The sequence below is a fragment of the Streptomyces sp. NBC_01618 genome (assembly GCF_045209435.1).
In the GTDB taxonomy this organism is placed as follows: Bacteria; Actinomycetota; Actinomycetes; order Streptomycetales; family Streptomycetaceae; genus Streptomyces.
Genome location: NZ_CP109297.1, coordinates 6792770 through 6804925, shown reverse-complemented (window position 1 = coordinate 6804925; position 12156 = coordinate 6792770). Strand labels below are relative to the sequence as shown.

Genomic DNA, 12156 nt, shown 5'->3' with positions numbered 1-12156 from the left:
CCAACTGCGCTCGGTCTGATGAGGGTCGTCTGCGTCAGTCGATATGTGATCTTCAAGCGGCAGGACTGGCTGTAGACACGTGATCCACTGCGATGCTGGCACTCACCGCAGTGCCGCCGTCAGTACCGCCGCACCGCCCGCCGCCAGACACGCCACTGCCCACCGCATCCAGCGGTACTTGGCCGCGAGGATGAGCCCGAGGGCGCAGGACTGCTCCAACATCCAGCGGCCGGGGTCGCGCCCTGCGGCAAGGACCGACGCCGTCAGCTGGTCGGGGCCCGCGGCGCCGTCGAGTGCGGTCACCGTCAGGGGGGACCAGGCGCCGCCGGACCGCCGACGCCTGGTCGTCCCGGTGCGCGGCAGGATCACCAGGATCAGCATCGCGATCCCGGCCAGCCACGTCGCGACACCGACCGTTGCGACCAGGCCGGAGACCAGCCGCCCATGCCCGACCGAGACGACGAGGGCGGGCATGGCGACGGCACCCGACAGCAGGATCGAGGCCTTCGTGTCGGCCCGCGCGATCTCCTCGCGAACCGTGCCGAGCAGCCGCTCCGCGACGAGCCGGGGGCCTGGCTCGGACAGCGATGCCTGCGCGGTGCCGGGACCGCCGGGCTGCCGGTGCGATGTATTATCCGCGATCGCCATCGCCCTCGTCCCCCCGGTCGCCCGAGCCGTCGGCGGAGACGGCCGAGCCGCTTTCGGACCCGCCGACCTCCTTGCCGGACCCGCCGACCTCCTCCCAGAAAACACTGCGCCGGGACTGCGCGCCCTGTGTCAGGGGCATCGGGTCGGAGGCCACCCGGCGTGCGTTCTGGCGAAGGAACTCCACGACCACCATGGCCTGTTCGCCCAGTTCCCAGCGTTCCAGCAGCCCGCCGTCGATCAGCCGGGACATCACCTCCATCACGTCCTGGCGCTCATCCCGCTGCTCCTTGCGGAACATCTGGCGGATCGCCTGCTGATCCTTCGGATTACCCGCGATCATCCGCGCCATCATGGCGTCGTCGTCGGCCTCCAGCGCACGCTGGAAGTCGCGGGCCCAGCCTTCGATGAGTTCCCTCTTGCTCTCGTCCCGGCCCAGGCTCTCGCCGTGGTCCTGGATCAGCTGGTCCGAGGAGATCGTGACGAAAACGTCCAGCTCCAGGCCGAACCGCCCGCCGAGCCGCTGCCCGCTGAGCGCCTCGTGCACGGCGTCGCGGACCCTCTCGGCGTGGCGGATGGAGAACGTGCGGGAGACGTCGCGCAGCCGCTGCTCCAGTTCCGGCAAGAGCAGCGTGGCGACATCGGAGACCTGGCTTCTCGCCACCAGGCAGGGGTCGTCCACCTGCCAGCGGACGCGCACCTCGGCGGGGAAGGACCGGCCGGCCTCGGCCGCCGGCAGCTGGGCCTTGAACGACACGGTGTGCCAGCCGAGTTGCAGCTCGAAGGCGGTGTAGGGCCGGGTGAGCCAGCGCAGCAGGAAGCCCTCCTCGCCCTCGGGGCCCACGGCCCGGGGGGGGCGGTTGCGGTAGTAGAGGACAGCCACGACCTGGGCGCTGCGGTGCCGGTACGGCCAGACCGGTCGGTACTCCCGCAGGAACGGCCCCGCCAACTCCTGTGACGCGGCGGGAAGTTCGGCGGGCTTCGTCGAAGACCGCAGTGTCCAGGCGGGTGTCGCCGACGCGTCGGCCGATGCGACGGGCCGTGCCGCAGCGGCGACGAGAGAGGCCGGAGCAGCGACCTGGGGCGCGGCCGTCGGAGTCGGCGGGGCGACGTGCATCGGGTTCTGGGCGTTCATCTCACTCTGCCTTCTCTGCGCTCCGGCCGGACGGATCCGGCTGCCTGATCACGGTCACATCGCCGGGCGGCTGCCCGGGTATCGCTGCACGCAGCCGACGTACGGTCGCCTGCGTCAGAGCTTCGTCAGGGTCGCGTTCCATACGACGCACGACGTTCAGCAGCCGCTCCGCGTCCCCTGCGCTGCTCACCAGCCGGGGCAGGAAGTGGCACAGGGTGTCCAGCAGTTCGGCATTGTCGTCCGCCCGGCGCATCCACTCGGCGAGGGACGCCTCGAGCTCCGCACGCCACCGCGCGGTGTCCAGCCCGCACCACACCAGGTCGGCCACCATGCGTGCATCGTTGATGCGCGCCGCGAGCAGGGCCGCGATCAGCGGCCAGTTGAGGTGGCTCTCGAGCTCGGGGACGTTCCCCAGTCCCCACAGACGCGAGGGGCGCTGCCAGACCAGCCGGTCCACGGTGCACAGGGCCAAGTCGCGGCGGTTCTGGCGACGGTCGCCCAGCCAGGCGCCAAGACGCCGCAGCACCGTGCCCGGCTCGGTCCCGGCCGCCAGCCGCGCCACGCTGTGCGAGGCGTTGTCGAGCAGGTCCCAGTCCTCCCGGCCGACCAGTAGGCCCAGCTCGTCCAGCGAGGCGGAGACCGACGGCTCGACGGTGCCGTATCCGTGGACCAAGGCCGCCGTGCTGAGGCGCGCCACGTCGTCGTCGTACCGCGCCCAGGTCCGCACCTCCTCCCGTACGACGCGCCGGACCGAGTCGTCGAGGGCCGCCGCCTGGGCGAGTGCCGTGGCGGCCGCCATGCGCTGGGAGAAGGAGTCGGCGGACGCCATCGGGAACAGAACGTTGTGCCGTACGTAGGGGTAGTCGAGAGTGCACAGCGTTCCGGCCGTGATGGCGGCCGGGATCCACACCATGGGGCGGGAGTCGTCGCACAGGGTGCGCAGCCAACGGCACATCGGTCCACGGGCGTTGTGGTACTCGTCCCAGACATGGGACAGCACGGCCCAGGACAGGGCCCGTCCCTGTAGCCGTACGCTGCGGGTCTCGAGCCGGCGGTCGTCGTACGTGACCGTGCCGGTGACGATTTCGGCCCGTGCGGCCGCCAGTCGGGACTGGCGGTGGTCGTGGAAGACGGCGCGTCCGGGCTGGTGTTCGGGGTCCAGGGTCAGCGCGAGCTCCCAGGACAGTTGCTCTGCCGCCTCGGCGGCCACGCTGTAGGGGGCGCCGTTGTAGACGGCCAGTGCAGTGCGGAAGGCCGACTGCCGTGTCGCCGCCGCCACGGCGTCCCGGTTGCGCGGGTCGGTCCGTCCGGTGGCGGCGAACCACATCCGCGCCTGCTGCCTCGAGAAAGAGCGCAGGGCGGCGAGGAGTTCGCCCTCGGAGGTCTCGCCGCTCAGGTGCGCGACCAACAGCCGGGCCAGCGTCTCGACCTCGTGCGGTCGCAGCCGGTCGAGGCCCGTCGCGTCCACCACGTCCTGCCGCCGGGACAGTGCAAGCGCCTGCTCCAGCCCCTCCTCGTCGGCGTGGCCCAGCAGGGACACGAGATGCTTGCGCAGCATCCCGTCGGCGGACGGCGGTCGGAACAGCCGGCCGTAGCGGCCGCGCAGCAGTTCGTCGGCGAAGCTGCCCGCGTCGATGACGAGGACGGCGTAGGCACCGCGTCGCTTCAGCAGGTCGCTGAGCCGGTCCAGGTGCAGCTCGGCGGGACGCTCGGTGTGGCGCCGCCGCTCCTCCTCGCGTCTGTCGTGCTTCGGGCGGTGGGCGGGGGCGAACAGCTCGTCGCCGCTGATCGCCACGTGGTAGCCGTGCTCCGCCTCCAGGTCGGACTCGGTGATCCGGTCCAGTTCGGTGCGCGGGTCCATCCGCTCGACACGACCGTGGGTGACCGCGTCGAGCAGGGACAGCGCCGCGTATTTGCGCCCGCTTCCCGGGTCGCCGCACAACGCGATCAGCCGCTGCTGCTTGAGGAGTTCGAGTAGTTCCGCATGGTCGGGCGGCTCCTCGAAGACCAGGCGCAGCCGCCGCAGCTCGTCCCGGTGCACGGCACCGGACACCAGGCGGGGGGCGCCGTCCTGGGCTCCATAGTGGTGATGGTGGTCGCCCAGATTCACATCACCGTGGCTGCCGTCGACGATCGCGTTGCGCCCGTGCACATCGACGAAGTTGGCGAGCGTATGCCGTATGGCGTCGAAGGCGCCGACTTCCGCATGGTCTCCGAGCGGACCGCCGCGTTGCGCACCGGACTTGCGGCCGTCGTCGGACTGTGCGCCCCGACCGGTGCCGGCCGCGGGGCCGTCCCCGCGGCCGGGCGCGCCGCCACCGGCCTTGCCGCCCGCGCCCTTTCCCCCGCCGCCACCGCCGCCCTTGGGGCCCCTGCCGCCTCCGGCGCCGCCACTCTGCGGACTCTTGCCGCCACTGTCGCCGCTCACGCCCGCTCACCCCCGTCCACGCTGTCGTCCTCCCGTGTCACCCGCACGCCGTTGATGTCGCCGTGCACCTCTGCTCCGTCCACGACCTGGTTGGTTCCTCCGTTGACGGTGATCGAGTACTTCGTCGGCCGCTGCGGACCGGAGTCCGCGCCGGGCCGCCCCGCAGCGGCCGGGACATCGCGCCGGCCGGGGCCCTGCGGCGCCTCGGCCTGCTCGGGCTCGGGCAGCGGCGGTCGGCTGCGGCGCGGCACATGGAACCAGGCTGTCTCGTCGGTCTCCTTGCTCCGCACCCGGTGCGGCCGGTAGTGCTCGGGCTCCACGAACCGGCCGCCGTCGGCGACGACCGAGTGGTAAAGGCTGTCGGAGACCACGAAGACCAGGTCGATACCGTCGTCGGCGTCCAGGACCGCGCGGGCGGGTTCGCTGTCGCACAGCCGGCAGGTCAGGTCCACGGCCCGGCCCACCAGCCCCCGACCGTCGTGGCTGACGGGGCCGCCGTGCATCGCGATCCGCAGCCGCAGCGGGTCTCGCTCGCCCGCGTTGTGCTCGCGCAGCCCCTGGTAGACCTCTTCGAGCCAGATCCCGACCAGGAGTGACGGCGGTACCTGGGGTGCCAGCGCGGCCAGCACTCCGTCGCCGCGGTCCTCCAGGTGCAGCAGGTTGCCGCTCGCCCCGACCGCGTCGAAGGCGGCCTCGAAGACCTCGTACATCCCCCGGCGCGCCCGGAGTCTGGCCTGCTGCCCCAGGCTCCCGGAGCCTTTGAGATCGGCGCTGACCACCAGCCGGTGGACCGCCTCGTGACCGTTCACTTCGCTCCCCCTCGACGACGTTCCGGCACGGACAGGATGGCCCCGGGCGGCTGCGGTGTATGTAGCCGTTTACACAAGCCGCGGTGCAGGGCCTGTTCACACGGCGGGGCCTCCCGGCGGGGCACCGTCCCCGGCCAGCAGCCGCAGCGGTTCGACGTCCATGACGACCAGACGCCGGGCGGCGGTGCGCACGATGCCGCGCTCCCGCAGGACGCGCAGCGCCTTGGCGACCGCCTCGCGGGTGGCACCGACGGAGGCCGCGAGATCGTGCTGGGGCAGCGCGAGGTCGATGGTGACGCTGCCGTCGGGGTTGGGATGCCCGGTCCGGTGAGCGAGTTCGAACAGGCGCGCCGCGAGCCGCTGCAGCACCTTCTCCGAGGCAAGCGAGCGGCGTTCACCGTCGGCGCTGCGCAGCCGGGAGCTGAGCTGCCGGAGCACCAGGGCACCGGCCGCGGGATTGCCGGCGAGGAACCCGCGGAACCGGTCGCCGGGAATCACCACGGCGTCCATCCGGCCCAGCGCGGTCACCGTGGCGCTGCGCGGCCGGCGGTCCATCGCCGACTGCTCGCCGACCAGTTCACCCGCGCCGCGCAGCGCGAGGATGACCCGGTTGCCGCGCCCGGTCTCCACGAAGACCACGGCCAAGCCGCTGAGAATCGCGACGACGTACGAGGTAGTGGCCTGCTCGGAGAGGATCACCTCGCCGGCACCGTAGCGGCGCGGGACACCCAGCGCCAGCAGGGCCACCCGGTCCTGGGGCCGCAAGGCGTCGAGGAGGGGCTGTCCCTGTTCTATGAGACTCACCGTGACCACTCCTGACCGGCACCGACCTGGAATACACCGCACGACCGTCAAACTCCCCTGAAGTTACAGGAGTTGCTTCAAGAGGGGGACGGCTTCGCCGGGCGGTGGAATGACGGGTGCGCTTGGGGAGTCTTTCCCGTGGCGTCGGTGATCAGGCACCTGACTCCGCACCATGGGAATGCAGAAGAACTCCCGGCCATCCGAGGGCCCGTCCGGGATTGACCACCAGTGCCGCCTGCCGCTGTCGAGTGCCCCCTCCGCAGCCACCTGGTCCACGTTCCGGCCCGGATCGCCCGCTCAGCGCGACGCATCACCCTGCACCTGCCATACAAACCGCGAGGGCAGCGCCCCCGACCGGGGCCTCGTCGTCGCCATGGGCCTCGACAACGACTACTACCAGACCTTCCAGACGAGCGGCCTCGGCAGCCTCGAGCTGCGCGTTCCCCAGGGGACGTACGCCCTCTTCGGCGGGCTCACCACCGGGGATCTGACGAAGGTCGCCGGGGCGAAGGTCTCGGTGAGCTACGACGGTGGCAAGACCTGGCGCCCGGCCACGGTCGAGCGTGCGGACGCGGACTCCTTCGGAGTCTCCTACCGGCAGCCGAAGCTCTCCGAAACCAATGGATACGTGGCCGTCAAGGCCGAACTCTGGGACAACGCGGGCAGCCGCACCGTCGAAACCCTCGACCAGGCCTACACGCTGAAGTAGCCCGGGGCCGAGCGTGGGCGCCGCACCGGAGCCCCGTCCGGTGCGGCGCCATCACGACCGGGGCCGGAAAGAACCACGAGGACGATCAGAACCACTCCTCACGCGCGGGTGGTTCACAGAGCTCGAAGACCACCTCGCCCGCATCCGGATCGCCACCGGCGACCGGGCGGACCCGGGCGCCGGCCGACACCAGGTGCGGCGCGGCGCCGACGACGCGGCAGCGGAACACGAAGCCCTCGGGGAGCCGGACGAGGGACTCATTGCGCGCCGCTTCCGTGTAGCGGTGCACGACCCCGGACCTCACCACGACGCCCAGCCCGGCGCTGTGTTCGGGCTTCAGATCACTCGATGCGCACACCGGACACAGCAGCCTCCGGAAGGAGGCCGTGCCACACCAACGGCACCGGTGGTAGTGCAGGCCGGCTTCCTCATGCACCGTCTGCACGGTGCCACTTGATGACTGGGACATGTTCGACCCCCTGCGCTCGGCTCGGATGCGCCGCGCCTGCGCGTCGACGCGTCCGCACCATAGGACACTGAGTGCCGAAACGTAAAGGCACTCAGTGCCTTTAGGCGGTGCGGTCCGGTGTCAGTCCTGCCCGATGGCCGACTCGATCTGCTGCACGACGCGCCACATCGGAGCACCCTTCGCCGCGACCATGACGACCACATCGCCGTCGGGCGAGGGCGTGGACGCGCCCCCGGCCGTCGCGCTCCCCCACACCTGGCGCACCAGCCCGAGGGCGTGATCCACCGCGGCCTCCGCGTCCCCGTGTCCGCCCGAACGCAGCCAGGTCCGCAGCCCGTTGTTGTGCGCGGCGACGACGGACGCGGCGATCACCTCGGCCCGCAGCGCGCCGTCCCCCGACTCGCCGTACCGGTCCCGGAGATAGCCGGCCAGCGTCTGCTCGTACCGGCGCACCACGGACAGTTCGTAGGTGCGCAGCCCGGGCACCTCCCGGGTGAGCCGGTAGCGCTGGACGGAGAATTCGGGGTTGGCGGAGTACATCCGCAGGACGAGCCGGGCCGCGTCGCACACCGCGTCGACCGGCTCCGCGTCACCGACCGCCGCCAGGAAGGCGGTCATGTCGGCGAGGCAGCGTTCGTGGTCCGGGAAGACCGCGTCGTCCTTGGACGGGAAGTACCGGAAGAACGACCGGCGCCCGACCCCGGCCCGCGCCACGATGTCGTCCACCGTGGTCTGCTCGAAGCCCCGCTCCAGGAAGAGCTGGAAGGCCGCTTGGGCGAGCACCTCCCGCATGGGGGCCTTCTTCGCCGGTCTGCGTGCGTCAGTCATGCGGGGAACGTAGCACCGGAGAGCCTCTTCTGGCACTAGGTTCCTTTACAGAGGGTACTGAGTGCCATATCGTCATCCCTGCGAACCATACCCAGGTAGGAGAGCCGGCGTGAGCTTGAGGATCGTTGTCTGTGTGAAGTACGTGCCCGACGCCACCGGGGACCGGCATTTCGCCGATGACCTGACGCTGGACCGTGAGGATGTCGATGGTCTGCTGTCGGAGCTCGACGAGTACGCGGTGGAGCAGGCGCTGCAGATCGCGGACGAGGCGGCCGATGCGGAGATCACTGTGCTGACGGTGGGTCCGGAGGATGCCAAGGACGCGTTGCGCAAGGCGTTGTCGATGGGTGCGGACAAGGCTGTTCATGTCGAGGACGACGATCTGCACGGCTCGGACGTGATGGGTACGTCGCTGGTGCTGGCGAAGGCGATCGAGAAGGCCGGTTATGACCTGGTCATCGCCGGTATGGCGTCCACAGACGGCACGATGGGTGTGGTTCCGGCGCTGCTGGCGGAGCGTCTGGGTGTTCCGCAGGTCACGCTGCTGTCCGAGGTTTCCGTGGCGGACGGGGTCGTCAGGGGGCGTCGTGACGGTGACACGGCGTCCGAGCAGCTGGAGGCTTCTCTCCCGGCGGTGGTGTCGGTGACGGACCAGTCGGGCGAGGCGCGGTACCCGTCGTTCAAGGGGATCATGGCGGCGAAGAAGAAGCCGGTGGAGTCCTGGGATCTGGAGGATCTGGAGATCGAGGCGGACGAGGTCGGTCTGGCGGGTGCCTGGACCGCGGTCGATTCGGCGGCGGCGCGTCCGGCCCGTACGGCGGGCACGATCGTCAAGGACGAGGGCGAGGGCGGCAAGCGGCTGGCCGAGTTCCTGGCGGGCCAGAAGTTCATCTGACCCCGGTCCCCCCGTTCCGTTCCCGTTCTCGTTTTTCTTCGCAACTCGCAGGAGATTGAAGTCCCATGGCTGAAGTTCTCGTCTTTGTCGATCACGTGGACGGTGCCGTCCGCAAGCCCACGCTGGAGCTGCTGACGCTGGCGCGCCGTGTCGGTGAGCCGGTCGCGCTCGCGGTGGGTTCCGGTGCCGCGGGTACGGCCGGTGTGCTGGCGGAGCATGGTGCGGTGAGGGTTCTGACGGCTGATGCGCCGGAGTTCGCCGAGTACCTGGTGGTGCCGAAGGTCGATGCGCTGCAGGCGGCGTACGAGGCGGTGTCGCCGGTCGCGGTGCTGGTCCCGTCGTCCGTGGAGGGCAAGGAGATCGCGGCCCGTCTCGCGGTCCGTATCGGTTCGGGGATCATCACGGACGCGGTGGATCTGGAGGCCGGTGAGCAGGGCCCGGTCGCCACGCAGTCCGCGTTCGCCGCGTCGTTCACCACCAGGTCCCGGGTCTCCAGGGGCACCCCGGTGATCACGGTCAAGCCGAACTCGGCGCCGGTGGAGGCCGCTCCGGCCGCGGGCGTGGTGGAGGCGCTGGCCGTGTCGTTCTCCGAGAAGGCCACGGGTACCAAGGTCGTCTCCCGTACCCCGCGTGAGTCGACGGGGCGGCCGGAGCTGACCGAGGCCGCGATCGTCGTCTCCGGTGGCCGGGGTGTCAACGGCGCGGAGAACTTCGCGGTCATCGAGGCGCTGGCCGACTCGCTCGGTGCGGCGGTCGGCGCCTCGCGTGCCGCGGTCGACGCGGGCTGGTACCCGCACTCCAGCCAGGTCGGCCAGACCGGCAAGTCCGTCTCGCCGCAGCTGTACATCGCGTCCGGCATCTCCGGGGCGATCCAGCACCGGGCGGGCATGCAGACGTCCAAGACGATCGTCGCGATCAACAAGGACGCCGAGGCCCCGATCTTCGACCTCGTCGACTACGGCGTCGTCGGCGACCTCTTCCAGGTCGTGCCCCAGCTCACCGAAGAGGTCAAGACCCGCAAGGGCTGACCCGCCCGCTTGAAACAGTGTCCCCACGGTCCGGGGCCGCGTGGTGTGCACTCACCGCACGGCCCCGGACCGTCCTGTCGATGAGACTCACCCCGAACTCGCCCCGGCGGGAGGGCGTCAGCCGCTGTCGGCGGCACGGGCCGTCCAGCGTTCCTCGACCTTCGCGATCCTCCAGTACGCCAACGCCACCGCCCACACCAGCACGAAGAGCCCGACGATGATGTATCCGACGTTGCCCAGGTCGAGGCCGGAGATCCGGCCGGTGACCGAGTCCCGGCAATGGCAGGCACAGGATCGCGTACCAGGGCACACCGGCCGCGGCACCGCTGCCCGCCAGGACCATCAGGGTGACCTCCGTGGCGGTGTCGAAGCCGAGACCGAAGAGGAAGCCGAGCGGATACATCTGGCCGGGCCTGGTGATGGAGCGGGTGAACCGGCCGAGGATCCGGTTCATGAACCCTCGCGAGTCCAGGTGCTGCTCCAGTTCGGCCTCGTCGAAGCGGCCGGCCCGCATCGCCCTGAACACCCGCAGGATGCCGACGAGCGCGACGAGGTTCAAGGCGGCGATCAGGGACCCACTCGGCGGTTGGCAAGGCCAGCGGCCCGACATGCCGCTCGGCTGTTCGTAACCACGTCTGTTCGGACATCGGACTGCGTCCTCGCTCGTACGGGCGGTGTGGGACAAAACTCACCGCCGGCCTGGGCGCGCTCGCCCCGGTGCGCCCGCACACCTCTGGCTGCCGCCCCGGGCCAGCGACTGGGGCCGGAGCCGGAGCCGTTGCGGCTCGTGTTCGAGGCTCTGGCCGGGGCGGTGACCTGGGGGACAGGGCCGGGGCGTTGTAGTGCCGGATGCGCACGGTCGCCGTGGGCTCCCCGGGGGTTCACGAAGGGCCCTCTCCTCACAAGGCTTTCAGGGCGAGCCACAATGCGGCCAGATCACCGGTATTCGCGACCTGCCTGCCGGTCAACTGCTCCACGCGCCGGACGCGGTAGAGCACCGTCTGCCGGTGGACGTGCAGGGCTTCCGCTGCCCGCTGCCAGGACCTGCCGTTCTCCAGGAAGACCCGCAGGGTCATCAGCAACTCGTTCGCCTGCTCGGAGGGGAGGTCGAGGACGGGACGCAGCACGCGATCAACGAGTGCCCGTGCCTCGGCCGGGTTGCGGGGGCCGAGGAGTGGGATGGCGTCGGCGTAGCGCAGCAGCAGCGTGCCTTGCTCCTTCGCGATCTCGAGTGACCAGGTGGCCTCGCGGGCCGCGTCGACCATCCGGTCGGAGCGGACGATCAGGTCGCTGACTCCGGCCTGACCGCCCTGTCCGAGAGCCTGCACGAGCACCTGTACAGCAGCGTCGTCGGGCAGCACCGTGAGCGACGTGCCTCCGCGGTGCACCGTGACGTGGCTGACGGCCGAGCGCCATAGGCTGAGGTGCACGCTGCTGAGCAGGTCCGGGTCGTCGTCGTTCCGTGCCGCCACGCACACTGCTCCCTCGAGCCGCAGGCCGAGTTCTTCCAGCTGGCGCTGGGCTACGGCAGGCGCCAGCTGCGCATCGAGGATCTGGAGCAGAAGCTCTGCACCTGTCCTGCGGTCGTACTCGATCGTCAAGCGGGCTTGGGAAAGCGCCAGCGCACACACCGTCGCGGCGTGCTGCAGGAGCAGCGCATCCGGCTGCTCTGTGGGCTCGGGGAGGGCGACGAGAACCGCGTCCGGATGCGTCGGCACGTCGACCAGGAGTGCGCGACGGTCTCCACCGAGACGGACCGCGATGACGCCGGCGCGGAGCCTTCCGCGGTGCTCGGCCACGGCGCCGCGGATCCCCTCGGGGAGCGGAGCGACGCCGGGGTACCAGTCGAAGCCGGTGGCGCGGTCGCACACGCGGACGTCGCAGTCGATCTCGCGGGACAGTGCACTCGTGAGCGTCTTGAGCCCGGAGTTCTGCAAGGAGATCCGCTGCAGCGCTTGATAGATCCGCTCGGTCCGAATCAGACGTTGGGACTGTTCCAACAGGGTCGCCTCGGCGACGGTGCGAGAGATCGCTACGAACGGCATGGGGTAGGCGATCCAGAGCACCGGGAAGCCCAGCTCGTCGCTCGTCCGCGTCAGCCGCTTGGTCAGCGGCGGGGCGTACATCTTCTCGCCGATGGCCAGCGCAGCGACGCCGTGCTCGACCAGTTGGCGGACGAATTCTTCCTGGCCGGACGCGCTCCGGGGAATCGGCATGCCGTTCGTCATGAGGAGCTCGCCGCCGGCCACCCAGCGCCATGGCTCGGGCAGGTCGGTCGTGTGCGTCCACGAGACAGGCCGGTTCAGCGCACCGGCCCCTGAGTGGAGTCTCAGGCGCAGGTGGGGCATCTCGAGCAGCTCGCCCACTGTGATCGGCATGGGACCACGGTACGACGGGCCTGATCGA

Annotated in this window: 11 protein-coding genes and 1 pseudogene; 3 read left to right on the top strand and 9 right to left on the bottom strand. The window is 70.7% G+C overall.

Features of this window, described 5'->3' with window-relative positions; genetic code table 11:
• Nucleotides 1–102: 102 nt before the first annotated feature.
• The 5 genes from OH735_RS31625 to OH735_RS31605 form a co-directional block, all read right to left on the bottom strand.
• Nucleotides 103–648, bottom strand: coding sequence for a Pycsar system effector family protein (locus OH735_RS31625; protein ID WP_406385081.1), 546 nt, complete (start codon nt 646–648; stop codon nt 103–105).
• Nucleotides 632–1780 (bottom strand): hypothetical protein, encoded by a 1149-nt coding sequence (locus tag OH735_RS31620; RefSeq protein ID WP_406385080.1) that lies wholly within the window; start codon nt 1778–1780, stop codon nt 632–634. The genes OH735_RS31625 and OH735_RS31620 overlap by 17 nt, the downstream gene beginning before the upstream one ends.
• A gap of 1 nt (nt 1781) precedes the next feature.
• Nucleotides 1782–4208, bottom strand: coding sequence for a hypothetical protein (locus OH735_RS31615; protein WP_406385079.1), 2427 nt, complete (start codon nt 4206–4208; stop codon nt 1782–1784).
• Complete coding sequence (locus tag OH735_RS31610; RefSeq protein WP_406385078.1) at nt 4205–5017, bottom strand: hypothetical protein; 813 nt, start codon at nt 5015–5017, stop codon at nt 4205–4207. The genes OH735_RS31615 and OH735_RS31610 overlap by 4 nt, the downstream gene beginning before the upstream one ends.
• Before the next feature lie 96 nt (nt 5018–5113).
• On the bottom strand, nt 5114–5821 hold the full coding sequence (locus OH735_RS31605; protein WP_406385077.1) for a Crp/Fnr family transcriptional regulator: 708 nt from the start codon (nt 5819–5821) through the stop codon (nt 5114–5116).
• A gap of 178 nt (nt 5822–5999) precedes the next feature.
• Here OH735_RS31605 and OH735_RS31600 point away from each other — a divergent pair, with 178 nt between their 5' ends.
• Complete coding sequence (locus tag OH735_RS31600) at nt 6000–6530, top strand: hypothetical protein (RefSeq protein ID WP_406385076.1); 531 nt, start codon at nt 6000–6002, stop codon at nt 6528–6530.
• A gap of 85 nt (nt 6531–6615) precedes the next feature.
• On the opposite strand, the gene OH735_RS31595 is transcribed toward OH735_RS31600, so the two are convergent.
• Both OH735_RS31595 and OH735_RS31590 read right to left on the bottom strand, forming a co-directional pair.
• Nucleotides 6616–6999 carry a Zn-ribbon domain-containing OB-fold protein gene (locus OH735_RS31595; protein WP_406385075.1) on the bottom strand — a complete coding sequence of 128 codons (384 nt, stop codon included), beginning with the start codon at nt 6997–6999 and terminating at the stop codon, nt 6616–6618.
• A gap of 120 nt (nt 7000–7119) precedes the next feature.
• Entirely contained in the window at nt 7120–7791 is a 672-nt protein-coding gene (locus tag OH735_RS31590; protein WP_406386838.1) for a TetR family transcriptional regulator, read from the bottom strand.
• 145 nt (nt 7792–7936) lie between these two features.
• Between OH735_RS31590 and OH735_RS31585 the strand changes: the two genes are divergently transcribed.
• Together OH735_RS31585 and OH735_RS31580 are read left to right on the top strand one after the other, a co-directional pair.
• The gene (locus OH735_RS31585; RefSeq protein WP_406385074.1) at nt 7937–8722 is read left to right on the top strand and encodes an electron transfer flavoprotein subunit beta/FixA family protein; all 786 of its coding nucleotides are present in this window, start codon (nt 7937–7939) and stop codon (nt 8720–8722) included.
• Between the two features lie 65 nt (nt 8723–8787).
• Nucleotides 8788–9750, top strand: coding sequence for an electron transfer flavoprotein subunit alpha/FixB family protein (locus OH735_RS31580; RefSeq protein ID WP_406385073.1), 963 nt, complete (start codon nt 8788–8790; stop codon nt 9748–9750).
• 117 nt (nt 9751–9867) lie between these two features.
• Here OH735_RS31580 and OH735_RS31575 read toward each other — a convergent pair.
• A pseudogene (locus OH735_RS31575) lies at nt 9868–10321 on the bottom strand (HoxN/HupN/NixA family nickel/cobalt transporter); the annotation flags it as partial.
• 328 nt (nt 10322–10649) lie between these two features.
• Complete coding sequence (locus tag OH735_RS31570; RefSeq protein WP_406385072.1) at nt 10650–12128, bottom strand: PucR family transcriptional regulator; 1479 nt, start codon at nt 12126–12128, stop codon at nt 10650–10652.
• Nucleotides 12129–12156: the final 28 nt, after the last annotated feature.